The sequence below is a fragment of the Herpetosiphon giganteus genome (assembly GCF_016907925.1).
Lineage (GTDB): Bacteria > Chloroflexota > Chloroflexia > Chloroflexales > Herpetosiphonaceae > Herpetosiphon > Herpetosiphon giganteus.
On sequence record NZ_JAFBCZ010000008.1, the window covers coordinates 179,699 to 204,505 of the forward strand.

At 50.7% G+C, this 24,807-nt stretch carries 18 protein-coding genes, 1 rRNA gene and 1 other RNA gene; 7 read left to right on the plus strand and 13 right to left on the minus strand.

Annotation, left to right across the window (positions count from 1 at the left end):
* Positions 1-451: 451 nt before the first annotated feature.
* The 4 genes from JOD20_RS09815 to JOD20_RS09830 are packed head-to-tail and all read right to left on the minus strand — an operon-like array spanning position 452 to position 6,450.
* Positions 452-2,035: a long-chain-fatty-acid--CoA ligase gene (locus tag JOD20_RS09815; protein ID WP_204755097.1), complete on the minus strand. Its 1,584-nt coding sequence runs from the start codon at positions 2,033-2,035 to the stop codon at positions 452-454.
* A 54-nt stretch (positions 2,036-2,089) separates the two neighbouring features.
* Entirely contained in the window at positions 2,090-2,470 is a 381-nt protein-coding gene (locus tag JOD20_RS09820) for a response regulator (RefSeq protein ID WP_204755098.1), read from the minus strand.
* The gene (locus JOD20_RS09825; protein WP_204755099.1) at positions 2,467-5,661 is read right to left on the minus strand and encodes a response regulator; all 3,195 of its coding nucleotides are present in this window, start codon (positions 5,659-5,661) and stop codon (positions 2,467-2,469) included. The genes JOD20_RS09820 and JOD20_RS09825 overlap by 4 nt, the downstream gene beginning before the upstream one ends.
* Positions 5,662-5,664: 3 nt before the next feature.
* Entirely contained in the window at positions 5,665-6,450 is a 786-nt protein-coding gene (locus JOD20_RS09830) for an enoyl-CoA hydratase/isomerase family protein (RefSeq protein ID WP_204755100.1), read from the minus strand.
* Between the two features lie 190 nt (positions 6,451-6,640).
* On the opposite strand from JOD20_RS09830, the gene carA reads away from it, so the two are divergent.
* The 3 genes from carA (at position 6,641) to JOD20_RS09845 (ending at position 9,979) form a co-directional block, all read left to right on the plus strand.
* Positions 6,641-7,771: a glutamine-hydrolyzing carbamoyl-phosphate synthase small subunit gene (gene carA, locus JOD20_RS09835; protein WP_204755101.1), complete on the plus strand. Its 1,131-nt coding sequence runs from the start codon at positions 6,641-6,643 to the stop codon at positions 7,769-7,771.
* Positions 7,772-7,907: 136 nt separating this feature from the next.
* Positions 7,908-8,435, plus strand: a complete 528-nt coding sequence (locus tag JOD20_RS09840; RefSeq protein ID WP_054535423.1) for an RNA polymerase sigma factor — start codon at positions 7,908-7,910, stop codon at positions 8,433-8,435.
* Positions 8,432-9,979 (plus strand): PQQ-like beta-propeller repeat protein, encoded by a 1,548-nt coding sequence (locus JOD20_RS09845; RefSeq protein ID WP_204755102.1) that lies wholly within the window; start codon positions 8,432-8,434, stop codon positions 9,977-9,979. Before JOD20_RS09840 ends, JOD20_RS09845 begins: the two co-directional genes overlap by 4 nt.
* A 42-nt stretch (positions 9,980-10,021) precedes the next feature.
* Here the strand turns inward: JOD20_RS09845 and JOD20_RS09850 are convergent, their stop codons facing one another.
* The 5 genes from JOD20_RS09850 to JOD20_RS26870 form a co-directional block, all read right to left on the minus strand.
* Complete coding sequence (locus JOD20_RS09850; RefSeq protein WP_204755103.1) at positions 10,022-13,240, minus strand: N-acetylmuramoyl-L-alanine amidase; 3,219 nt, start codon at positions 13,238-13,240, stop codon at positions 10,022-10,024.
* 526 nt (positions 13,241-13,766) lie between these two features.
* Positions 13,767-16,175, minus strand: coding sequence for a hybrid sensor histidine kinase/response regulator (locus JOD20_RS09855; protein WP_204755104.1), 2,409 nt, complete (start codon positions 16,173-16,175; stop codon positions 13,767-13,769).
* 117 nt (positions 16,176-16,292) lie between these two features.
* Positions 16,293-17,264 carry a DNA polymerase III subunit delta gene (gene holA, locus JOD20_RS09860; protein ID WP_204755105.1) on the minus strand — a complete coding sequence of 324 codons (972 nt, stop codon included), beginning with the start codon at positions 17,262-17,264 and terminating at the stop codon, positions 16,293-16,295.
* A 6-nt stretch (positions 17,265-17,270) separates the two neighbouring features.
* A non-coding RNA gene (gene ssrS, locus JOD20_RS09865) (6S RNA) lies at positions 17,271-17,438 on the minus strand.
* 64 nt (positions 17,439-17,502) lie between these two features.
* The gene (locus tag JOD20_RS26870; protein WP_204755106.1) at positions 17,503-18,531 is read right to left on the minus strand and encodes a WCX domain-containing protein; all 1,029 of its coding nucleotides are present in this window, start codon (positions 18,529-18,531) and stop codon (positions 17,503-17,505) included.
* Positions 18,532-18,750: 219 nt separating this feature from the next.
* Here JOD20_RS26870 and JOD20_RS09875 point away from each other — a divergent pair, with 219 nt between their 5' ends.
* Entirely contained in the window at positions 18,751-19,326 is a 576-nt protein-coding gene (locus tag JOD20_RS09875; RefSeq protein WP_204755107.1) for a DUF1499 domain-containing protein, read from the plus strand.
* Between the two features lie 56 nt (positions 19,327-19,382).
* Here JOD20_RS09875 and cysS read toward each other — a convergent pair whose 3' ends face one another.
* Entirely contained in the window at positions 19,383-20,573 is a 1,191-nt protein-coding gene (gene cysS, locus JOD20_RS09880; RefSeq protein WP_204755108.1) for a cysteine--tRNA ligase, read from the minus strand.
* A gap of 2 nt (positions 20,574-20,575) precedes the next feature.
* The gene (locus JOD20_RS09885; protein ID WP_054535415.1) at positions 20,576-20,785 is read right to left on the minus strand and encodes a hypothetical protein; all 210 of its coding nucleotides are present in this window, start codon (positions 20,783-20,785) and stop codon (positions 20,576-20,578) included.
* 115 nt (positions 20,786-20,900) lie between these two features.
* Here JOD20_RS09885 and miaA point away from each other — a divergent pair, with 115 nt between their 5' ends.
* Positions 20,901-21,851 (plus strand): tRNA (adenosine(37)-N6)-dimethylallyltransferase MiaA, encoded by a 951-nt coding sequence (gene miaA / locus JOD20_RS09890; RefSeq protein ID WP_204755109.1) that lies wholly within the window; start codon positions 20,901-20,903, stop codon positions 21,849-21,851.
* Here miaA and JOD20_RS09895 read toward each other — a convergent pair.
* Entirely contained in the window at positions 21,757-22,593 is an 837-nt protein-coding gene (locus JOD20_RS09895) for an RDD family protein (RefSeq protein ID WP_204755110.1), read from the minus strand. The two genes, miaA and JOD20_RS09895, sit on opposite strands and share 95 nt — an antisense overlap.
* Positions 22,594-22,633: 40 nt before the next feature.
* Here JOD20_RS09895 and JOD20_RS09900 point away from each other — a divergent pair, with 40 nt between their 5' ends.
* Together JOD20_RS09900 and JOD20_RS09905 are read left to right on the plus strand one after the other, a co-directional pair.
* Complete coding sequence (locus JOD20_RS09900) at positions 22,634-23,641, plus strand: stage II sporulation protein M (RefSeq protein WP_204755111.1); 1,008 nt, start codon at positions 22,634-22,636, stop codon at positions 23,639-23,641.
* A 9-nt stretch (positions 23,642-23,650) separates the two neighbouring features.
* Positions 23,651-24,049: a LysM peptidoglycan-binding domain-containing protein gene (locus JOD20_RS09905; protein ID WP_204755112.1), complete on the plus strand. Its 399-nt coding sequence runs from the start codon at positions 23,651-23,653 to the stop codon at positions 24,047-24,049.
* 551 nt (positions 24,050-24,600) lie between these two features.
* Here JOD20_RS09905 and JOD20_RS09910 read toward each other — a convergent pair.
* Positions 24,601-24,807 (minus strand): 23S ribosomal RNA (locus JOD20_RS09910); the annotation flags it as partial.

Below are 24,807 nucleotides of genomic sequence, written 5' to 3' on the forward strand. Positions count from 1 at the left end.
ATAGAGCATAGAATATAGAATACGAAGAGTTGAAACCGCGAAGAACGAGAAGGTTGAGTTGGCTATCGGCTGTAGGCTCTTGGCTATCGGAACAAGGGTTGGGATTTTAAATCAATCTCCGAAAGCCCAAAGTCCAAAGCCCATCGCCACAGATTGACACAGATTGGCTCAGATTATTAATTACTCAAAGACAATAGCCAATAGCCCATAGCCATCATTCCTCTGCGACTCTGCGTTGACATTGATCCACGAAGGACACGAAGAGCACGAAGGGAAATGGCTATGGGCTTTGGGTTTCAATCAATCGCCGATAACCTAATCCTTTTTTCGCCACAAATTGGCACAGATTCTTGGGATTGGGCTATCGGCTGTGGGCTTTTGATTTCTGATTTTCGACTTTTGCCTTTCGGCATTCATCCCTCATCCTTCATCCTTCATCCTTTACAAAAGCCTAGCGCAATTCGCGTTTGAGAATCTTGCCAGTGGCGCTGATGGGCAATTGTTCGTGGAATTCGACGATGCGTGGGTATTTGTAGGCAGCAAATTGATCGCGACACCAAGCCACAACTTCTTCTTCGGTGGCTTCAGCGCCTGGCTTTTTGACGATAAAGGCCTTGACTTCTTCGCCAAGTTTTTCGTCGGGCACGCCGAGCACGGCCACCAACGAAACCGCTGGGTGCGTCATCAGCACTTCTTCGATCTCGCGGGGATAGACATTGTAGCCACCACGCAAAATCATATCTTTCTTGCGATCGACGATTGAGAGATAGCCATCTTCGTCAATCGTGCCAACGTCGCCAGTATAGAGCCAGCCATCTTGAATGGCGGCGGCAGTTGCATCGGGGCGTTTGTAATAGCCCTTCATCACGTTATGGCCGCGAATCAGAATTTCGCCTTTTTCGCCTGCGGCAACTGGATTGCCAGCATCATCGACGCAGCGTACTTCAACGCCCCAGACTGGTTGGCCAACCGTGCCTGGCTTCGAAGGTAGATCGATATGATTGAAGGTGGCGATCGGCGAACATTCCGAAAGCCCATAGCCTTCGAGCACTCGCACGCCGAACACTTCTTCGAATTGGCGCATCACTTCAACCGGCATTGGTGCACCGCCCGATGAGGTTAGGCGCAAGTTGGCAGCAATCGGCGTGGGATCGATCTTATTGGCAGCGATATATTGCAAGAGCGCCCAAAACATAGTTGGCACGCCCGTCCAGAGATTGACTTTATCGCGCTCCATTACGGACAGAACTGTAGCTGGCTCGAAACGCGGCAGCAAGGTCAGGGTTGCGCCAGCAAAAATATTGGCATTCATCTGGGCGGTTTGGCCGGTTGAGTGAAAAAGTGGCAAGGTAATCAACACCACATTCGAGCCATCGAGGCTATTATCAAGAATTGGCCAGGCCAAATCGCGGGCAACCATGGCATTGAAAAACATATTGGCGTGGCTGAGTTCTGCGCCTTTGGGCTGGCCAGTCGTGCCTGAGGTATAGAAAATTACCGCCGTATCGTCGGCCTTGGTAGGGTGGGTCGTAAATGTTGGAGCCTGATTGTACATCAATTGGCCCAAGGTTTTGACCCCTTCGATGGGCGATGGCGCAGCAGGATTGACGGTCAGCACGATCATGTGCTCGCAGTTTTCAGCTTGATCAAAGCCAGCTTTGCCCATTTGACCCAATGGCAATTCGGCAGTGCCCTCGAAACAGAAGAAGGCCTTCGCATCGCAATCGTTGAGGTGATAGGCGATTTCGCGCGGCTTCAACATAATATTCAAACAGACGATCACTGCGCCAACTTTGAGTGCAGCGTAATAAACCATGGGAAAATAGGGCAAATTGGGGCACGACAGCGCCACATGATCGCCAGGCTTGATGCCAAGCGCCAGCATGCCATTGGCAATTTGGTTGGTCATAGCATTCAGCTGGGCATAATTGAAACGCATATCGTTGAAAATGAGGGCAGTGCGGTTGGGGCGCTTGCGGGCGTGATCATCGAGCATTGTGGCCAAATTGAGCGTCGTAGCCGTCTGGGGAATCATCAATGAAACCTCCTAAAAAGCCATAGAAAAATCTACCACCGCACTGCCGAAACCTTAGTTTGTCAGCGCCGCAGCAATTGTTGATTCAATTTCGTGAATATCAAAGGGTTTGGTGAGATAGCGCCAGCAGCCCGCTTGGAGCGCTCGATCGCGGTCGTGGCTATGTGCCCGGGCGCTCACGCCAGCTACCCGCAGTTGGTCATGCTGAGGATGGTTGCCCAAGTGGCGCAGAAATTCAAAGCCATCCATCTCGGGCATCATCATATCCAGCAAAATGAGGTTTGGCAGTTTGGATTGATCTAAAAGCCAATTAAGCGCTTCTCGCCCATTGGTGGTTTCCACAATCTCGCAATCGGCATAATCCTCGAGAATTTCGCGCAAAATATCGCGGTTGTATGGATCGTCTTCGACCAGCAGAAAAACTGGTTTGTTCATGGAGTATCCGATTCCTTCAACGGGGCAAACCGTTGGACTTCAGCAACCAGCTTACGCATACTGAGGGTATGTTTGGTCTGAATGGCTTGCGCAGCTTGGCGCAATTGGCGAATTTCATCGTTGGTTAAGTCGCGTGCCGTCACAATAATCACCGGAATATTGCGGGTTTCAGGATTGGCACGCAGTCGTTCGAGCAGTTGAAAGCCATCAACCACAGGCATCATCAGATCAAGCAAAATCAGTTGGGGATAATTGCCCTGTTGAATCAGATCAAGCGCCGCAGCGCCATCATACGAAGCTTGGGTCAGATAGCCATGCTCCTGCAAAGTTGCACACAGCAATTCGGCCATATCATAATCATCATCAACAACCAGAATAAAGCCCGATTGGGTTTGCACCCCAAGCAACTGACGAATAATCCGAATCAGAATGTTGCTATCGATTGGCTTGACAACATAGGTGGAGACCCCAACCCCTGGTAGCTCATTGTATAACGAAGCGTCGCTTGCGATCAAGACGGGAACTTGGGCTAAATGGTCAATTTCACGCAACGCCGCCAGCGTTTCCCAGCTTTCGCTATTGGGCATCACCAAATCGAGGGTAATTGCTGCTGGTGAATGCTGTTTGGCCCAGGCCAACGCACTATGCCGATCGGCGGCAACAATCACCTCGAAGCCAGCAGAGTTTAATTGTTCTTCAAGTTGCAGTGCTAAATGTTGATCGTTTTCGATGACCAGAATTGTACGCCGCACACCTTGGTTGAGCCGCGCCAGCTGCGTGCCACGGCTGGCTGGCAGCATAATTGTAAAGCTGCTGCCTTGATTTTCGCCAGCGCTGGAGGCCCATGTGCGACCACCATGCAACTCGACCAATTGCTGAACAATGGATAACCCTAAGCCCGTGCCACCAAAACGGCGGGTTGAGCCACCTTCGACTTGATAAAAACGATCCCACAGTTTGAGCAGTGCTTCGGTAGGCACGCCAACCCCGTTATCGTTGACCTGAATCAGCACATATTGGCCAGCCAACATCGGCGGCACTTCGGTATCTAAGGCTTGGGCCAACCATTCAACTTGGCCTTGTTCGTTGATATTTAAGGCCGCTGAAGCCAAGGTAATTGTACCGTGCTCGGGTGTAAATTTAATTGCATTGCTCAAAAGGTTGGTCACTGCTTGGCCAATCCGCTCAGGATCGATCATCAGCAAGGGCAAATCATCGCTCAATTGCAAAATCAGCGTTTGATTTTTCTCACGAATCATCGTTTGCAACATGGACACTTGCTCTTCCAAAAGGCTATTGATGAGCGTCGTTTGGCGTTGCAACTCAATTCGGCCAGCATCAAGTTTGGCAATATCCAGCAGGTCATTGACCAAGCTCAGCAAACGCTGGCCGCCGGTGCGAATGCCATCAATTTTGGTGGTGTGCCATGGCGTGAGCACTTCGGTGCGGCGTTTGAGCAACAGCTCGCTATAGCCCAAGATTGCGGTCAGCGGCGTGCGCAACTCGTGGCTCATGTTGGCCACTAATTCTTCTTTAAGCCGATCAAGCTCTTTGCGGGCGGTCAAATCGCGGGCGACCAGCACAATCCCCTCGATGATGCCATCGCCAGAACGCAATGGCGAGACGCTGACCTCGTGAATAATCGGCACGCCATCGGAGCGCGCCAAGGCAACTTCAACATCGCGCACGGTTGTGCCAGCCAAGGCTTGTTGCACCGGATGTTCATCGAAGCCAAGCACATTGCCCTTGGCGGTGCGCCAAACCAAGGTCGTCGAAAGAAAATCGAAGTGACGACCAGCAAAGAATTGCAAGCCAGCCTCGTTAATCCTAGTTTGATGGCCTCGGCTATCGTAGGCAACCACAATATCATCGATGCTGTCGAAACTGGTTTGCAACTCGTTGGCTTGCTGCTTGAGCAAATAAAATAGTTGAATATTTTCGAGCCATGCAGCTAAGCGATCAGCCACTTGACGCACAAACAAGGTTTGGTCGTGGTCGAGCAAGCGTTCGGGCGAATCAGAGGCCGCCGAAATCATGCCAACTGCTTCATCTTGAATTTTGATTGGCACTGCAAGATACGAATAGAGCGTAAACGGCTCTAAATGTTCGCGCACTTCGCTAGTCAGATAATTCGGATGACGTTGCTCAGCTGGCACATTGAAAAGCTCAACCACCTGAGCGCGTTCAGTAAAGATTGGCGAATACAGGCCGTTATCAATTCGAAACTGAACGCTTTGCACCATTTGGTCGATGTAGGCTTGACGGCTTGGCAATGCATGATACGAAGCCAGCACATCGAGAAACTCTTCGCGTGGCGGCGGAAAACGCAGGGCAATACTACACCACGTATTCAAGACGTTGCCCACCGTTTGGGCCACAAACGTATAGGCTTCAGCAGGAGTCGGATTAGTGACCAAATAATCGCTAATTTCGCGCAACACCCGCGACTCGTTGATCCGCACGCCCAAAATACTGTTAATAATTGATAATTGATTGGTATTGAAACTCAACTCATGATTGCTTTGCAGCAGTTGACTACCTTTATCTTCGATTTCATGAATTAAATGCTGTTGGGTGCGCCAAAAACGCAGTGTGACAAGCATCGAAACCACAATCAAAGCCGAAAGCAAACCAATCGAGGCGAATTTGATCCAGTTGTAGGTATCGATTTGGGCGCGATAGCCATCGGATCGTTCGCGCAACTGGATGCGTAAAGTACTGGTTGTATCAATTACCGCTTCGATTTGCGGGCGGCCTTGTTCAAGGGTCAATTCGGCCAAAAGCAGATCTTGCTTGGCTACCGAATCCAGCACTGGTTGATAGGTATTGGTGAGCCATTCGCGAATTTGCTGCACAACCTGAGGCAAGCTAGGATCGGGCGGGTTGAGCGCTAGAACGTCTAAACCCTCGGCCACAATCGCATGCTGTTTTTGAATCTCGTCGTAGAAAATCTCCGAGCCGGTAGTGGTATAGCCGCGCAAGTTGTTATGCAAGGCCAACAAGGCGATATGGACATCGTTTAAACGCACCCGATAGCTCAGCAAAGATGCATCACGAGCGCTCAGCCGGTTCATGCCAAACGTCAAGAGCGTTGATGCGATGAGCAATACAACGACCAAAACCGCTTGGATACTCATTAACCAGACAAAGCGTGAGCGCTGTTGAGCTGAGCTATACGGGGTTGCAATCACGAGTTATCGTCCTTTCCACACAGGTGGGCGTTTTTGCAAAAAGGCCTGAAAGCCTTCAAAGCCATCCTCGCTATTAAAAATTTCGCGCTGGAATTCAGCTTCGCGGCGGAGCGCATCGGCAAAGCTTTGATCGTTTTGAGCCGCCAGCATCGCCTGTTTGCCTCTGGTTAACGCCAAAGGAGCCTGTGCTGCAATCGTTGCAGCATAAGCTTGCACATCGTTGGCAAAATTTGCTTCATCAAAGACCGCATTGGCCATACCCCAAGCCAAAGCGCGTTCAGCCTCAACCATCGCCCCAGTTAACATCAGTTCCATAGCGCGGCCAAGGCCAATCAACCGTGGCAAACTATACGTCCCACCACCATCGGGAATTAAGCCAACTTTGATAAAGATTTCTGAGAAGCGGCCACGACTTGATACCAAACGCAAATCGCAGGCCAAGGCCAAATCCGATCCAATCCCTGCGGCAACGCCATCGACAGCGGCAATAACTGGCCAAGACGATTGGCGAATGCTCAACAAGGTTGGGCCATACGATTCGGTTAAAACCCGATATACATCATTTGGCGTGCCACCAGATTGCAAGGCTGCCATAATATCGGCCCCTGATGAAAACGCGCCACCAGCGCCAGCAATCACAATACAACGAGTGCCATCATCTTCGCAAGCCTCGATCGCTGCCCGCAGCGCGTCCATGGTTGGTTGGTCGACCGCATTGCGGACTGCTGGGCGATTCAGCGTGAGGGTCGTTACATTATCGGCTTTGCTAATCAGAAGCGTGTCAGTCATTGACGATCTTCCTTTGTGCTAAAGAACGTTGGTGCCAGCGAGGAACGGCAGTAGTTTGGCCTAATCATAGGCCATCTTACGCAGAGCGTCAACGCAACCAGCCACCACAAAAAATGCTGATTCCGTTATAATACTCGGTTGGTACTCAGTTTTGGCTGAACCACCCGATTGCTTCTAGCTTGGAGTTGCCATGACACGCGCATTACTGGCATTGGAAGATGGACGCACCTTCTGGGGGCGGGCTGTCGGCGCACGCGGCGAACGTGCAGGTGAAGTTGTGTTCAATACCAGCATGACTGGCTACGCTGAAATTTTAACCGATCCGTCGTATCGCGGTCAGTTAGTAACCTTAACGGCCTCGCATATTGGCAATTATGGCATTGATCAGCTTGATCTTGAAGCCGCCACACCGTGGGCCGAAGCGCTGATCGTGCGGGCCTTTACCGAGCGTCCTTCAAATTGGCGTTCCAGCGAATCGCTCAGCGAGCTTTTAGCACGGCGCGGTGTTATGGCCGTGGCTGATCTTGATACGCGAGCCTTGACGCGGCATATTCGGGCAGCCGGCGCAATGCGCGCTGTGCTCTCAACCGAAGACCTTGATCCAGCAAGTTTGGTCGCCAAAGCCCAAGCCATTCCAGTGATGGAAGGCCGCGATTTGGCCAGCGATGTTGGCACGCAAACCAGCTATGAGTGGCACGAAGGCACGCCAACTGATTTCACCACCTTGCAACTGGCGCTGCCTGAAGCAATTCATAACCGCCATGTTGTGGTTTACGATTTTGGAGTCAAACGCAACACCCTGCGCCGCTTGGTCGACTTTGGCTGTAAAGTCACGGTTGTGCCAAATCGTACCTCTGCCGAAGAAAGCTTGGCCTTAAAGCCCGATGGTGTGTTGATTTCCAATGGCCCAGGCGACCCCGCCACCTTGGAGTATGCAGTGGATACGATTCGCAATTTAATTGGCCAAGTGCCCGTGTTTGGCATTTGCTTGGGCCATCAATTGATTGGCCAAGCACTTGGCGGCACAACCTTCAAACTGCCATTCGGCCATCACGCTGGCAATCACCCAGTTTTTGATACCAGCACCGGCAAGGTACGCATCACAGCCCAAAATCATGGCTTTGCGCTCGATCCTGCCAGCTTGCCCAGCGATGTTAATGTGACCGAAGTGAGCGGCAATGATCAAACCTGCGAAGGCTTGCAACACCAGAGCTTGCCTGTTTTCAGCGTGCAATATCACCCTGAAGCTGGGCCTGGCCCGCACGATGGCGATGAGCACTTCCGACGCTTTATCGCGCTTGTTGATCAACAACGCAACTAAAAAACACTCAGCTTAATGCCAACCCCGCGCTGATTGTAGCGAATCAGCGCGGGTTATTTTTAATTCGTGCTTGAAACTGAACCTTTTGGCCCAGCCCTCAGTATAGTTGAGCAAGCATGCATGAGGGAAAGCTCCGATGAATTCATCTGTTATGACAGAATTTCAGCAATTGCACAGCGAAACACTCGAATCATTGCATAGTCGTTATCACGCAATGGTGCTCCGAACTGCCTATTTAATTTTGGCAGATTGGGGTCATGCTGAAGATGTCGCCCAAGAGGTCTGGATGCGGGTTAATCGGGCTTTGGTGCGCTTTGACCCTGAACGAGGAGCATGGTCAACCTGGCTGCACCATATCACGGTAAATTGTTGTTTAAGCACCCGCAAACGGCTAAGCCGCTGGCTGGGCGAACAATTACGACCTGAGACAGAACAACCGCAAGCGACGACCCTTGATAATTTGTTACGCAGCGAGGAGGAGCAAGTTATCTGGAACGCCATTAGCAACTTATCGTTGAAATTGCGCAGCGTGATTGTGTTGCGCTACTTTCACGACCTAAGTTACGAACAAATTGCAGCTATTTTAGAATGCCCAATTGGCACAGTGCGGTCGCGTTTACACACTGCCCATACCCAACTACGCAACCACTTGGAGGATGTATGAACCATGATCTAGCGGCAGTGCTTGATTATCTTGATCAGCGGTTTGGCACGAGTGATCGTCAAGCCTTTGAACAACGCCTTGATCAAGAGCCACAACTGCGCGAATTACTTGAAAAAACCAAAACTATGCAACGCAACCTGCGCTCAATCTTTGGCCAGAGCGAGCGTTTGGCTGCGCCAAGCCATAACATCAAGCGTTTGACCAAATTAAGCACCTACAAACATACCCTCAACGCCTTGTTGATTGTGGTCGTATTATTGGGCGGCATGTATTTGGCCAAACGCACAAATGCCGATCCAGCACCCAACCACGATGCGCTTGCTTTAGCCATGGCCGATCACATGCCAGACACGCCAGAACAGCAACTGCTTTTGATCAAAGGCGTTGATCGCGAGCAAAATCATTTTGTGCGCGCCATGCATGCTGATCAGCAAATGTGGCAAGCAAATAATGTCGAGGCATTAATTATCGCCAATAACGGTGATCGTGTTGAGCTGAGCAAGCATGAATCACACTATCTGCTCAGCCGTAAAAGCAGCGACGAACAACCAATTTGGCAGCAATCGCTGCCCTATGAACCAGATTCGAGCACAATTCTTGGCTTGTATAGTAGTCCCGATCAGGCTGAGCTGTATCTCTCCGCCTATGCTCCAAGCCAGGCAAATCAAACAGCCAACTTCAATCAAGCATTCAATATCATTCCAAAACAGCAACTTAACTCACAGCAATCATTTGCTTATGCCGTCCCCGTCGAAAGTAACTCAAATTCGATCTACGATATACCGAATTCGGTCTCAGGCTCCAGTGGTGAGCTACCACTACCAATCGGGCCAATAACTGGTACAGTCGATGCGATGCAAGGTTCCCAGCAAGGCCAAGAATCGTTTGGACGAGTGATTGAACTGAAGCAACAAAACCTGATTATTGATGCCGACAGCGGCGCGATAAAGCCAGCAACGTCTGAATGCACATGTCGTTATCTTGAGAGCAATACTATTTTGTATCGTTACGATCAAGGCTTGCCGTTTAGCGATTATCTTGATTATGAAATCTCCCCAGCCAACCCCAATCTGCTCACGCTGCTGACTGCTGATCAACAAGTGCTGACCTATGATCTTCAACAGCACAAAACCATCAATTCAACCAAACTAGAACTTGAACAACAACTCAACCAAAATCTGCATCGATCAATGCAATTTGAGATGTTTGGGTTTGATAGTTCGAATAAGTCTGTCCTTAGCATGGCTGATGTTCAAATTAGTGGCAATCAACAAACAATCATCATTCGTGATAGCGATTCGTATAGCACAACCTTCTATGCCTTCGATCGCCAGAGCGGCAAGCAAGTATGGCAGAATTCGATCTTGCAGACAATCGATAGTTTTACTACCAATTGGGATGGCTCAATGGTGTATGCAATCGATGCAAATTCAGGTAGATTCCAAGGCCATAGCACATTCTGTACAGTTAGCGCGAGCGAAACAGAATTGAGGAACTATGAACATCAACGGCTAGAGGAAATTCACATGATCTACGATTTTTGAAGACCCGCTACTCACCTCAAGCAGCGGGTCTTGCATCCTTGCTTAGTTTTTCATCACCAGCGGCGTATGAATATGGTAGAAACTAGCGTCACTTGGCACAGCGGCGCTAGCATCAACCCCAGTGTGTTCAACCTCGCGATTGTTAACGTTATCGATTGCGCGGCTGCGAAAATCGTAGCGATGATCGGGCTGACCAATAAATCCTGGTGAGCTGCTGGCTGGCACAACCGTCCAAACCGACCATTGGCCATCAGCTTGGTCGCGCACGCTTATTTCAATTTGGCGCACGCCGCTGCCAACATCATTGCTATTTAAATTTAGCCGAATCACGCCGGTTGGCTCAACGGTGGCACTGCTTACGGTTGAGCTAGGCGGGCTAGCATCAACTTGCCAACTGAGGCTGCGCGTCGCTTCCAAATTGCCAGCAGCATCACGGGCGGCATATTCCAAGGTAAAGTTGCCACCGCCAGGTGTAAAGGTCAACATGCTGCCTGCATCTTCTTCCCAAGCACTGCCATTCCAGCGCCAACGAATGCTAGCAACGCCCGAGCCACCATGATCATCAGCCACGATGGTCATTTCGGCATTTGGCGCAAAATAGTTGCCATAGCGCACAGCTCCGGCTCCGATATTAACCGGAATTGGGCTGAAATCGTTACCGCTTGGGGTTTGCCAATCGTAACTCAACACCGCTTGCGAGGTGCGCTCAAAATATTTGAAGCCAAGCTGATGCTCGCCAGCGCTCAGCCAACGCTCGCCCATCACTTCGCGCTCAGGGTGCAGGCCATGTGCCTCGGCCACCAATTCCTCATCAATCCAGAGCCAAGCGCCATCATCCGAGGTTAGGCGAAAGCGATAGTTGCCAGCAACCGGAGCCACAAAACTCCTAGTTTGGCGCACGATAAAGCGATCATTTTGGCCGAACAAGCCACCATCGCCTAAATCGAGGCGTGTGCCGCTCCAACCAAAACTGCCCAACAAAGCGCCTTCGGGAATCGAAAGCGGGTTGGCGGTGCGGGCCAGAAAATCATCGGGAATCGCGCCCAACTCATAGACCAAGGCCTGTGGCTGCCAATCGTTATAAATCAACGATTGTGGTGCGTCATTTTCAGGATTGATCGTGATGATTTGACTGGCTTGGTTTTGGCTAAAGTAACGTACATATTCTTGCACCAACCCAGCGCGCAAAGTTACTTGGCGCGGGCTGGTGGTGTGATTGCGAAAGCGGACATAGCCAACCAAATCACGAGCCTCGCCTGGCGCAAGATCGCCGCCAATGCTCCAGCGCCATGGATAGCCGCCAGTATCGCCAGCGCAGGCCAAGGTCAGGCCATCGCCACCAAGCACCAGCCGAAAACGACCAGATTCTTTCGGATAGCTCGGATAGCCGTCGTTGCCATTGCCAAGGAAACATTCGCCTTCATCGTAGGTGTAGCCAGTGGTGCTATCGCTTGGGCTACCAGCGTCGGGGGCTTGGGTTTCCAGTGTCACATTGCCAGTGTTGCGCACCCGAAAGGTTACTTTGAGCAACTCGCCACCAGCCAAGGTTGTGCGATCATAATTGACTGATTCGAGCGCAACGTCGACTTGGGTATCTTGCTTGACCCAGCGCACAGTATCGAAAATCACCTTACGCTCAGCGCTCAACGGCTCGTTGGTCAAATCGGTTAAGTGCACTTCGACCGGCACACCAGAAAGCGCCAATGGACTCGTCGTAATTTCAATCCACTCGGTGGTGGTATCTTGGCTCAACACCCGTTCGCCAATTTGGACCCCATTTTGCCAAACCGTGTAGCGTGCGCTTTGGGTCGCATTCAGCGCACCACAATTTTGCGGCACATGGGCAAAAATTCGATAATTGCCAGCCACAATATTCGCATTGCGCCAGCGCCCACTATTGCTACTTTCCAGCGGATCGTTCGTCGAGTAGGTGTAGAAAATATGCCCGCCATCACCACAAGCAGCTTCGTACCATTGAGCAGCCGAGCGCGTAAAGCTCGATTCCAGATCATCGATCGTCATATCGCCGTTATCGGGCGTGCTGCTCAAGCGCGATTGCACCCGCGAACGAATGGTTGGCAATAAGCCATACAAATTATCGCCAGGGCAGGACGTGTAGCCCACTGGATTATTGGCCACATCGCGATGGCCACCAATATTCGCGGTAATTGCCCCAGGATTACCACAATAGCGGGAAATATCGCAACCATAATAATAGGCCCGACCAAGCGGATCGATGCCGCGTTGTTCAGCTTTCCAAGCCAATAATTCAACCAAGCTATTTTGGGCGGTGCTGGTGGGCGGTACGCTGGCATAGGTGCCAACCATCGAAACACCCATCGAGCCATAATTGCCTGTATCGTGAAAGGCTACTGCATTATCGCCGCCAGCGCGGCCTTCGAAAATCGTGCCATCGGGCGCAATCAGATAGTTGTAGCCAATATCGCCCCAACCACGGGTAAAGGTATGAAACGACCAAATTGCCCGAATCCGATCGCCCCACCAGCCTTCGCTGCCACCTAAGCTATTGGCATCGGCGGTATGGTGCACAACCATATGGGTTACTGGATAGTAGGCTGGAGCCACGCGGCTGCCTTGGCCATCGGGGCTGCCCCAACCAGTGCGGCTCACCACAGGCGGCTTGGCGACATCGGTTGCCCGTTCGGCAGCGGCCTCTGGCTCAGTTGGAGTTAATGCCCCAACATCAACCGTGCTAACCCGCAACCCGCGCAGGATTGGCAAACTTCCATCTGGGGCAGGCCCAAACTCAATTTTGGCTTGCCACCAGGTTGCCAAACCAGCAAACATTGGCGAACCCCAATGCACATCGGCTGCATCGCGTTCATCCAAAAAATCATGCGATTCTTCAATCAACGCCCAGCGCGACCAATTGCTGCCATCGCTCGAAACCCGCATGGAAATATGCAAGGTTGACGAGAGCGGCTCATCGGCCCGCCATGAAGCCAGCAAATCGCTAAATTGATTGACCTGTTGCGGCACCGTAATCAACATACCGCCAGCAGCCTCTGGCTGAATGCCATCGGGCGTGACGCGCGTGCGCTGCCCATTGCCGCGACCTAAGGCATTGGTATCGAGCACAACTTGAACTGGCTCGAATGAACTCGAACGGCGTTCGCCAGTTTGAGCCGAAGCCGCCACCACAAACAAGGCCGCAATAATGGCCACAGGCCAAGCCAGCCACCGCAATGGCTGACGAATGCTACGCACTTGCGCAACCAACCAAAATGCAACTCGTTTCATCGCAACCCCCAGAACTAGGTTAAATCGTAGCCGTTGCTACACACAGTAGCATGAGCCTGACAGCAAAAGCAGGCTTTTAAATGACAATCGGATGACAAGGGGGGAAAAGGATGAAGGATGAGGGATGAAGGATGAATACTGAAAGTCAGAAGTCAGAAATTAAAAGTCAGAAATCAAAAGTCAGAAATCAAAAATCGAGAGCCAATACCCAATCATAATCATCTGTGGCAATCTGTGGCTAAAATACTGACCCTTCGTGTAATTCGTGCAATTCGTGGCTAAAAAATAATCATTCGTGCAATTCGTGCAATTCGTGGCTAGAAAAACATTAAAGCAGAGGGGTAGAAAAATAATGGCTTTGGGCTAGGAGGCCATAATCTAAATAATCTGTGGCAATCTGTGGCGAAAAACATTCTTCGTGCTCTTCGCGCGCTTCGCGGTTTCCGGCCTTCGTGCTCTTCGTGCGCTTCGTGGATCAAAAAAAGAGGATCAGGCCATTCCAGCCTGATCCCCAATTTCGCTACTGCTAAATTTCGGCTTCGCGTTCAACCGCTGCTTCACGGGCCATAAACTCATTAATCGTGCGTTCGAGTTTCTTGGCCGAGAAGGGCTTGGCAATCATCGGCGTGCCAATTTGGCGCATTGCGGTCAGCGTCGCCGGACTCATCGTATCGCCAGTGATGAAGATAAAATGCTTGGCTAAATCGGGCGATTTTTGCTGCAAGGCCCGATACAGTTGAAAACCGTTCATACCAGGCATTTTAACATCGCTCAGAATCAAATCGAACTGAGCTTGATCGACTGCTTGCAAGGCGGCCTCGCCGCTGGCCACAACCATCGGCTGATGGCCCAAATCGCGCACTAAGCGTTGAATGACTTGGGCCACACCTTCTTCATCGTCAACGACCAAAATTTTGTAGGCTTGGTCGGGCTTGACGGTGGTTTCACGATCATCATCGTTGATCAGTTCAGGATTTTCGCCCTCGACCACAGGCAAGGCCAAATGGAAGGTAGTGCCTTCGTTGGCCACGCTATCGACCCAAATATTGCCGCCATGATCATGCAAAATGTTGTAGCAGATCGATAACCCAAGCCCTGTGCCCTTGCCAACTGGCTTGGTCGTAAAAAATGGATCGAAGATCCGGCCAACCAGATGCTGCGGAATGCCCGGGCCAGTATCGCCAATGTTGATCCGAATTTCGTCATCAACCCGCTCAGTTTTGACCGTCAGGAAGCCACCGCTGCCTTTTTCGGCCATTGCCTGATGCGCATTGCCAATCAAATTCAGAAAAACCTGTTGTAATTGGTATGGATCGGCCACGGTATTGGGGAGATTTGGCTCGAACTGGCGTTGCACTTTGATGTTATCGACTCGCAAGTGGTAGCTATGCAAGCTCAGCGTGTCGTCGATCACTTTATTGACATCAACGGCAACCCGCTGCGGCTGATGCTCACGCGCAAAGGTCAGCAGGTTGGTTACAATGCGCGCTGCGCGCTCAGCTTGATTATTAATGTAATTGAGGTCGGTCCGCGCATCATCATCCAAATCTTTGCGGCGCAACAAGAGTTCGGCAAAGCCTTTGATGCTGGTCATTGGATTGTTCAACTCGTGGGCAACCCCAGCTACCAATTGGCCAATTGCTGAGAGCTTTTCTGCTTGCAGCAATTGCAATTCCAAACGGCGGCGGTCGGTCACATCACGCGCAATACAGTGCAGGCCAATCACCTGATCGCCGCGTTGCATCAGTTGCGCACTGACTTCAATATGCAAATCTTCGCCATTGGCGCGGCGCAACGTTAATGGAAACGCGCCACCATCGCCAGCAGCTTTGGCCAATTGGCGTTGCAATTGATGCTCAATTGCTGCTTGATCGTCGGGCACACACAGCGAAATCAGCGTGCGCTGCATCAATTCGGGCAAAGCAAGGCCCAATAATTTCACGCCTTGACGGTTGATCGAAGCAATTCGCAATTGCGGGTCAAGCGTGAAGATCATATCGTTGGCGTTATCGAACAATTCGCGGTAGCGTTGCTCTGAATCGCGGGTTGATTTAAACAGACGCGAATTTTCAATCGCAATCGCTGCATAATCGGCAATTGCCGAAAGCAAATATTGGTCGTTTTCGCTAAATGTGCGTTGCTGCACCCGATTATCAACCGCCAACACGCCAATTGCGTGGCGACCAACAATGAGCGGCACTTGCAACATGGCCTGCACCAAAAGCCCAGTCCGCAACTTAAGATCTTGGTGCTGCGAGCGATCAAGCCGAATTGGCTTGACCGTGCGAATAACCTGGCCAGCCACATTATCATCCATCTTGACCCGAAAACGCTGCACGCGCTCCTCGCCAAGATTTTTGGCAGCCCGTAGATACAGCTCATCGCCATCGCGCAGCAGCAAATAGCCTTCTTCGGCGTGAGTCAGATAGACCCCAGCATCGACGATCCGTTCGAGCAATTCTTCAAGGTCGAGCAACGAAGTAACCGATTTGCCGACGCTTGAGAGAATCGTTAACTCCTGCAAGCGTTGTTGCAAGGTGCGGGTTAGCACCTCTTTTTCGCGCTGCAAACGCCGTTCGCGCAAGGCCCGCTCAATCGCTGCGCCTGCTTCTGAAGCCTCAAACGGCTTGATCAAATAATTTTTGGCACCAAGTCGAAAGGCCTCGACAGCAGTTTGCTCGGTACCATGGGCGGTCATCAAAATCACCGGAATATCGTAGCCAAGTTCGCCCATTTGGCGAAGCACATCAAGCCCCGACGTATCAGGAAGTTGGAGATCAAGCAAAATGAGGTCGGGCTGGCGTTGTTTCAAAAAAGCCAGACCTTCCCAGCCTGTGGGTACGACGCGCGAACGATAGCCATAGTATGGCAGCACCGTCTCAGCCAAAAAATCGGCTATCTGACGGCTATCGTCGATGATGAGGATTTCTTCCATGGGACATCCTTCGCGTGTGGTTGCGTGTTGCATGGGCAGATTGTTGGACTCATATCTATTCTAACGAGTCGCATCGCTCTACGCAATAGGGTTAACCGCAATCTAAGGCCTTAATCGTTATTTTCTGCTTGGCGCAAAGCCAAAATCGCCAACGAGGCTTGCTAGTGCGCCTTCTGCGTCGATTTTACCTGTTTTAATGCTGTGGTCAATTTGGACCACGCGTTCGTGGAGCAACCGCAGTTCAGTTGGGCTAAAATTGCGGGCTTGTTCTGCCGCTTTGCGCGCGACAAATGGCTTTTGGCCCAAAAGCTTGGCCAATTCATCGGGCGCAACCTTGCCCGCACTCTGCGCGGCCAACATCAAGCGCGCCTGACGGGCGATCATGGTCAAAATATACAGTGGCGCAGCATCATCGGCCAATAAGCCATTCAGGCCTTGCACCGCCGCCGCACCACGGCGCGCACATAGCGCATCAATAAAATTGAATAAATTGGTCTCGGTCTCGTCGGCAACCAACAAATCAACTTCGCGCACGCCAATTGTGCCAGGTTCGCCCACATAGGCAGCGAGCTTGGCAATTTCGTTGTGCAGCATCCAACCGTCACTGCCCACATAATCAACCAAATGTTGGGCTGCATCAGGGCGCAGTTGCACGCCATTGGATTGAGCTTCTTGCTGCATCCAACCAATTAGCGCATTGCCTTCCCGCAATTTAAATTCACGTAGCTCTGCTTGTTTGCTTTTGGCCAAAGCCTGAATATCCTTGACCACGCTCAAACGACTATCAGGCGCATCGCTTTCGTTTAGCACCAAGTCGGTTGTATTGGGCAAGCGCTGAACCAAGGTTTTAAGGCCATCACGCACTTCAGCAGATTTGGCGTTCTTCAGCAGATCATGCACAATCACCAAGCGGCGATCATGGAACACGGGATAGGCTTCGCAGGCAGTACGCACATCGTTGAGTTTGGCAGATTTGCCATGGAGCACCACCACATTGAATGCAGCGGCATCAGGTGGAAAGGCCGCCTTGAGCGCGTTAATTGTCGCTTGGCGGGTATAATCGTCGGGGCCAAAAAAGAGATAGAGCATAAAAGAAAACACCCTTCAATCAGCCGTGAGCGGGGTAGTTTTGAACCTGCTTTCGCAGGTGGGTGCCAGCCCTTGAGTCGTGCAGCACCAGCCGCACTAGTCGCGGAACCCAGCTCCCCTTCATAAAGTGTTGGCTCAAAACTAATTCCCACCGCACGTACAGCGAAGGGTGCGCCTTATTGTACTATAGCCTACTCAGATCTGCAAAAATAGCTGTACTCTAAGCCTAGCAATATGCTTAGCCAATTTCGTTGCTACTCGGCGGGTACAAATCACGCAAGCCTTGGGCGGTTGCCCGCATCATATCAATCAGCTCTGGCGGCTCTAAAACTCGGCAATTATCCAAGTAGCGCAAGAGAATTTGGCGGGTTTGCCAAAGATTATGCACCGTGGCTGTTACCAGCGCCGAGCCATCGTCGCGATATTGAATGTCGGTATTATCGAACCAGTGGGCGACCTTTTTATTGCGCGCCACAACATCGCGCAGCTCATACTTCACCGTCCACGTTGGGCGTTTGGGCAAGGCAGGTGGCAACACGCGGGGCAAAATCGTCAAGCTATTTTTGCTGATATAGTCAATCCGATAATCAACATAGCGGCCAATGCGCTCGACCATTTGTTGCGGGCCTTCGAAGCAATAGCCCAACACATAAGCATGGCCATCGCGGGTAAAAATATTAACTGGGCCAACCCGATGATTTTCTTCGCCTTCGCGTTGGCTTGAGCTATAGCGAAAGCGAATTTCGCGCCGTTGAGCAATTGCTTTGCGCAAATTGCGCATAATTTGAGCATCGTGATCATAGGGAGCAACTGGGCCAGCTTGGTGTAAAATTGGCTCGCCAGCATTCAACGCTCCGCGCCGCTCGATCGGCAAGAAATCAATAATCCGCTCAACCAAACGCCGCACCTGTTGATGGTCGGGTAAGCTGCTATTGGCCGAATAGCTGGCATCGAGAAAGCGCAAAGCGGCAATTTCATCATTGGATAAATTGAGCAAAGCCAAATCGCCAACGCTTACCAAACGATAGCCCACCGAAGCCGTATACTCGATCACACAGCCAAACACCTCGCGCAAGGCCCGCAAATCGTGACGTAAGGCTTCACGAGCAGCCTTGGGATACGCTTCAAGCATCTGGCTATTAACTTCGTCGATCAAGGCATCGCTCGTTTTAGGGCCACTCCCCAAACAGCGCAGCAATAACATCTGGCGCTGAACTTTCATCACCGATGAACGCTTGATTCCGCGTGCTTGTCGTTTTGTATTCACGGATTCCTCACTATTCCAAAAGAGGCCCATTGCAATGTAGGGTGGAATGTGGGGCACATATGGAACTCCAAACAACCTAGGCAAGCGCAACGATAAGCACTCGTGGATGCAACGATTGAGGCTCGTCAACAGCTTGCACTGAATGTGGTAGCATAGCACGTATCGACCAAAGACCAAGGCAACGTTTGTACCATTCGTTCTTTTTGCCTAGGAGGATGCATGAATTACTATCAGGATGTGTTCCCATGGGAAGTAGTGGTCGCAAGCTCGATTCTTTTAGCTTCGATCGCACTCTTCTCAACAGTTCGTTGGATTTTTCGGCCACAACCTAAAATGTTTCCAGGCAAACGGATCGTACTGTTTGTGATTTGTCTTGGCTTAGTGTTTTATGCCTTCCGCTTTGTGCCAAACTTTCGCGATAAATTTGAACGTGGGCTAACCACCAATCGCGCGGCAACCAGTGATACCCCGCTTATTCCCGAACTGATGACTCCTCGCTTCAGCCAAGATCAAAAGACGCTCTATGAAGCAGGGATTCGGTCGATTCAAGCCCAACGTGGTTGGACGATTACCAATCGTTCCGATAGCCAAATGTCGCTCAAGGTCGATATTGATGTGATGTTTGGAATCTTCACCGATGAGTTAACTGTGGCCTTTAATGATGAAGGCGGGCAAACTCGCGTGGATATCCAATCGGCATCCAAGGTTGGCGGTGCAGATCTTGGGGCAAATCGGCGGCATATTCGCCAATTAGTGCATGCACTTGAGGAAGATTTAGGGACACCAAGTCAGTAAGCAGTTTGAGCCAACAAGGGTAGTTGTCGAGGCTACCCTTGTTGAAGTGAGAGCATTTACCACAATTCGCTGCGTAAACCAAGCACAGCGCCCAACTCACGAAGGGTGCTGGCGGCGAGATCAGCGTCGTCAATTTCACCATTGATGCTGGCTTCAGCCAACGTTATCAATGCTTGCAAACATGCTGGTGTTTGAAAATCGGCATCAAGTGCTGCGATTGCCTCATTGCGCAACTCTTCAGCATGAAGCGCGCCACCAGCTACGCCACTATTGACCGCCAGCTTGAAGCGCTCAACCGTGCGCTCACCCCAAGCCACATCCTCGTCGCTATACTCAAATTGATCGCGATAATAATATTTGAGCAAGCCCAGCCGAATCGCATCGGCGCTATAGTGTTCAAGGGTTTTGCTGGCCAACACTAAATTGCCCAGCGATTTGCTCATCTTCTCGCCTTCGTAAAAAACCATGCCAATATGCGACCAAGCTTCAACGTGTGGGCTTTGGCCGGTAAAATTCTCTGCTTGGGCTAATTCACAAGCATGATGCGGAAACTGCAAATCGCTGCCGCCACCATGAATATTAATTTGTGGCCCAAGGTACTCCAGCACCATAGCAGTGCATTCAATATGCCAGCCTGGCCGACCGCGACCCCATGGACTATCCCACCATGGTTCGCCAGGTTTGGTCGCTTGCCACAACACAAAATCCAATGGATCACGCTTATGCGGATCATCGGGGAAATTGCCGCGCTGGTTGGCAATCTCCAACATATTGGCATAATCGCTATGCGCCAAACTGCCAAAATCGGGGTCTGCATGCACATTGAAATAGACATTGCCTTGATTTTCGTAGGCCACGCCACGCTCAATCAAGCCGCTGGTCACTTCGATGATTTTGGCGATCGCATCGGTCGCTTTGACATAGTGATTAGGCATACGCACATTCAGCGAATCCATATCACGTAAGAAACGCTCAGTTTCTTGGCGGCCCAGCTCATCCCACGTCAGGCCAAGTTCGGCACTTTTGCGCAAAATATCATCATCAATATCGGTCACATTTTGCACATAAATCACTGGCAAACCTTGCCATTCCAAATAGCGCCGAATTGTATCATAGACCACATAGGTGCGAGCATGACCCATATGGGTGGTATCGTAGGGAGTCACGCCACAGACATACATGCGCACAAAACCATCGATTGGCTCCATGGCAACCGGAGTTTGACGCAGGGTATCATAAAGCAACACGCCTAAGCCTCCCCTTGCTCGTCGAGGGTTTGATCGATGGCATCATCACGCTCAATCCGCAAGCCATCTTCATACGAGCCAGCGCGATCCTCTACGTCGCCCGATTCAGCAATTTCAGGATTGGTATATTTGCCATCTTGGAAGCCACTATCGTAGCCAGCTTGGCCTTCGAAGCCTTGATCATCATCACGTTTGGGTGGTTGTTCAGTCATGATTGATCCTCTAACACAAAAGAGTCCTGTACTACTGTACCTCAAAAATGGCTAAAATAGCATCAGATCGCAATTAACATTGCAACAATCGATTGAGACTTGTATCATAGCGCGCATGCAAGCATCACAACCTTTAATTATCGCCATTGTTGGCGCAACTGCGGTTGGCAAAACCGCCTTTTCACTTGATTTAGCCCAAGCCTTGAACGGCGAAATCGTCTCGGTCGATTCGCGCTTAGTCTATCGTGGCATGGATTTGGGCACGGCCAAACCAACGCCTGCGGAACAAGCGCTGGTCAAACATCATTTAATCGATGTAGTCAACCCAGATCAGGACTATAGCTTGGCGACCTACCAAGCCGCCGCCTATGCAGCGATTGCGAGCATTGTTCAGCGGGCCAAACTGCCAATTTTGGTTGGCGGCACCGGCCAGTATATGGCGGCCTTATTAGAGGGCTGGAGCATTCCTGAGGTTGCACCCAATTACGAATTGCGCGCACGCTATGAGCAACAAGCTGAGCTTGAAGGCCATGTAGCCCTGCATCAACAACTGCAAGCCATTGATCCAGAGGCGGCAGCGGCGATTGATGCCAGCAATGTGCGGCGGGTTATTCGAGCGCTCGAAGTTTTCGCGGTAACTGGGCAGCAAATTAGCCAGTTGCAACGTCGTCAGCCACCAGCCTATCGCATCCTGACGCTCGATTTGGAGCGGCCTCGTGACGAACTGTATGCGCGGATCGATCAACGAGTTGAGATCATGGTTCAGCAAGGGCTAATTGCCGAGGTTTGGGGTTTAATTCGTCAAGGGTATGGCTGGGAACTGCCAGCGATGTCTGGGTTGGGCTATGCAGAATTTCGGCCATTGTGGCAGGGCCAACAGAGTGCCACTGCCTGCATCAGCCAACTCAAATTCAATACTCATCGCTTTGCGCGCAAACAAGGCGCATGGTTTCGGCGCTTGCCCAATCGGGTTAGTCTCGACGCGCGGCATACGAATCTGTTGCAACAGGTGCAGGTGCTGCTTGCTGCAATGCTTGCGCCCGAACCAACACATATTGATCGTTAGCCTGTTGCAAAAACTGCTCAGGATCGCCAGGTACGCTATAGCCAAGCCGACCAAAGAGCGCATACGCCAATTGAGTTGCAATCCGTAAGCGGCGATCAGGGGCTAAAGTGCCACGGCGCAGCAAAAAGTTTTGAACCAAATCCATATCAACTGGGCGCAAGGCTGTGATATTTGGCAGCGTTGCGCCACTATCTTTTAATGCGCTCGCAACTTTATCGTTACGAGTCGATTGCAACAACATCTCAAGCGTAACCCGTTGGCGATCGCGCACCACAAACGTACTTGCGGCTAAATCGCCCAAGCGACGAGCGCGTTTATCGATCATCATGGTCAATAAACCAATCGAGTAATATGCTGGCACAAAATCAATCAAACGAATTAAATTGCGAATCAAGCTACCGGTGAACGTAAGTGGCTTGCCAGCCTCTTGCACCACCCGAATGCCCAAAAGCCGCTTACCTGGCGTTTGACCATTCCAAAAGCGTTCAAAGGCGATATAATAAATCACAACGGTAAAAATAGAGAATGCAAAGAAAATTCGGATAGCCATCGGATCAACGAAGAGGAGCATACCGATATCGCCGATGTATAAGCGAAAGGCAATAAAGAGAATAATTGAGAAGAGGGCAGTATCGATTAATGCAGCCACAAAGCGCGCCCCGATGCCAGCCACATCATATCCAAACTCAATACTTTCCGGAGTATCAATAATATAGCGATCGTTCATCCGATTATCAATCATCTCTATCTCCAAACAATACAATCAGTAGAGGAGTTGCTTTATGGTAGCAGAAGATTTTATCAATGCCAAACATCATGCTTGGGAGCGATTAACCCAGCTAACCAGCCGTGCTCAGAGTAATATTATTGCCATGAATGCTGCCGAATTGCAAGAGCTTGGCCGCTTATATCGCCAAGCAACGTCCGATTTGGCCCAAGCGCGGCGCGATTTTCCTGGCCATCCGCTCACGATCTATTTAAATGATCTGGTTGCGCGAGGCCATAGTAGCATTTATCGTGAGCGCAAATCGCCCATAACCGGCATAAAAAACTACTTTTTATATCAATTACCGCAGGCATTTCGTGAGCTACTGCCATTTACTGGCATTGCGTTTCTGGCGTTTTTTCTGCCAGCGCTGGTTGCGTGGATCATCAGCTATCAAGATCCAGCCCGTGGTGTGGCCCTCCAGCCAGAAAACCAAGGCATGATTGAGCTAATCCAACAGGAAGATGAATGGTGGCGAACATTAAACAATAACAATGCTCAGGGTGCGACCATGATTCTCAGCAATAATATTATGGTTTCGTTTCAAGTCTTTGTTGGTGGCCTAAGTTTAGGTATCCTAAGCTTGTATGGACTTTACTATAATGGCTTACACTTAGGGATTGTTTCGGGAGCGGCCCAAAATATGGGCTTTGCCGATAATTTATGGGATTTCGTTGCCGCCCACGGCCCAGTTGAATTTAGCATCATCTTCCTCTCTGGGGGTGCTGGCTTACAACTTGCTTGGGCAATCTTACGGCCAGGCATGGTTTCACGGCGGGCTGCTTTGGCAATTGCCGCCCAACGGGCCTTCAGAGTTTCTGGCGCAATCGTAATGTTTCTCATCCTAGCGGGCTTGATTGAAGGGTTTATATCACCCCAATATCTCCCATTGTGGTTTAAGATAGCAGTTGGTATTATCAGTGCTGGTAGCATGTATGCCTATCTTTTATTAGCTGGACGCAACGTCCAAAAACAAGAATCTGCTGAAGCAAGCGCCTTGAAGCTTGAAACCCCAGCACTCTAGAGGATCATAATGAAACGACGAGATCAATTAGCAGTTGGTTTGATTTTGGCAGCTTTAGTTGGTTGCGGCACGCCTGTTGCCAGCCGCCCAACGCCAAAACCAATTGTTAATCTAACCGCAGCTCCAACTATCGATTTAGATGCAACCCGTGAAGCCTATAAAAATGAATTACAGCCAACCGCCCAACCATTGGGCTTGTATATTGTGCGTGATGGCGATACGCTTGAATCGATAGCCTTAGCGTTCAACACCAGCGTCGAAGAAATTTCAGCAACCAATAAGCTCGAAGATATTAATGTTATTTCAATTGGGCAAGCATTGATTATTCCATCGCTGATTAGCGGCACCAATAATCTGACAATCACAATGCCATTAAATCAGTCTAAAGACCTAACTCCAACACCTTGACAATGATTTTCTACGTGCTATACTTCATACATAACCTTTATTGATACCTACCGCAAGGGATAAAGGAGGTGATGCTAATGAGTGATAGTAGTCATTGTAGCATCACGGGGGGACTTCTCTAGTCCTATCGTGAAGCAAAAAGACGAAAGCAAACCGCCAGTTCAATGAACTGGCGGTTTCGCATTTTAGGCTGCTTGAGTACGAGTAACGATATGGAATTAATAGTTGGTTGAATGAGGGCTGTGTCGTACAAAGCATTCATGCTATGGCCAACTAATCCATCCAACAGCAAAAAGGTACAAAAATGCGCTAGCTGTTTGAAACAGCTAGCGCATTCATTTGGATGGTACGCATCCCCCTACGTTCCCACAGCGGGTGCTGCAGTAGCCTCGGTGTGTGTCGCGTTCACGGCCTGGTTCGGGATGGAGCAGCGTGGGGCACAACCACCTCGACACGTACCAATGGTAAACCTAACAACAGATAAGCGTCATAACTATAATTTTGAAAATTGCAGCAATACAATTCAGATTTCATGCTTGCCGACGCGCGGCAACCGATGATCGCTTGGCTTTCTGCGGGTGTCTGCTCTACCGTTCACACGGCCTCCACAGCACCCCAGTTGTCCGCCTCGTCTCGACGGTGCCTCTCACATATTTCTATGCCTGGATGACTGATCTTGTGGCCGGTTTCCCACTTAGATGCTGTCAGCGGTTCTCCGTCCCAGACGTAGCTACCGAGCCTTGCGGGTCGTCCCACAA

What these genes read in the sequence shown, in the direction of transcription:
- JOD20_RS09815 (WP_204755097.1), bottom strand. Translation starts at nt 2,035, where the DNA reads ATGATTCCCCAGACGGCTACGACGCTCAATTTGGCCACAATGCTCGAT.
- JOD20_RS09820 (WP_204755098.1), bottom strand. Translation starts at nt 2,470, where the DNA reads ATGAACAAACCAGTTTTTCTGCTGGTCGAAGACGATCCATACAACCGC.
- JOD20_RS09830 (WP_204755100.1), bottom strand. Translation starts at nt 6,450, where the DNA reads ATGACTGACACGCTTCTGATTAGCAAAGCCGATAATGTAACGACCCTC.
- carA (WP_204755101.1), top strand. Translation starts at nt 6,641, where the DNA reads ATGACACGCGCATTACTGGCATTGGAAGATGGACGCACCTTCTGGGGG.
- JOD20_RS09840 (WP_054535423.1), top strand. Translation starts at nt 7,908, where the DNA reads ATGAATTCATCTGTTATGACAGAATTTCAGCAATTGCACAGCGAAACA.
- JOD20_RS09845 (WP_204755102.1), top strand. Translation starts at nt 8,432, where the DNA reads ATGAACCATGATCTAGCGGCAGTGCTTGATTATCTTGATCAGCGGTTT.
- JOD20_RS09850 (WP_204755103.1), bottom strand. Translation starts at nt 13,240, where the DNA reads ATGAAACGAGTTGCATTTTGGTTGGTTGCGCAAGTGCGTAGCATTCGT.
- JOD20_RS09855 (WP_204755104.1), bottom strand. Translation starts at nt 16,175, where the DNA reads ATGGAAGAAATCCTCATCATCGACGATAGCCGTCAGATAGCCGATTTT.
- holA (WP_204755105.1), bottom strand. Translation starts at nt 17,264, where the DNA reads ATGCTCTATCTCTTTTTTGGCCCCGACGATTATACCCGCCAAGCGACA.
- JOD20_RS09875 (WP_204755107.1), top strand. Translation starts at nt 18,751, where the DNA reads ATGAATTACTATCAGGATGTGTTCCCATGGGAAGTAGTGGTCGCAAGC.
- JOD20_RS09885 (WP_054535415.1), bottom strand. Translation starts at nt 20,785, where the DNA reads ATGACTGAACAACCACCCAAACGTGATGATGATCAAGGCTTCGAAGGC.
- miaA (WP_204755109.1), top strand. Translation starts at nt 20,901, where the DNA reads ATGCAAGCATCACAACCTTTAATTATCGCCATTGTTGGCGCAACTGCG.
- JOD20_RS09895 (WP_204755110.1), bottom strand. Translation starts at nt 22,593, where the DNA reads ATGATTGATAATCGGATGAACGATCGCTATATTATTGATACTCCGGAA.
- JOD20_RS09900 (WP_204755111.1), top strand. Translation starts at nt 22,634, where the DNA reads ATGGTAGCAGAAGATTTTATCAATGCCAAACATCATGCTTGGGAGCGA.
- JOD20_RS09905 (WP_204755112.1), top strand. Translation starts at nt 23,651, where the DNA reads ATGAAACGACGAGATCAATTAGCAGTTGGTTTGATTTTGGCAGCTTTA.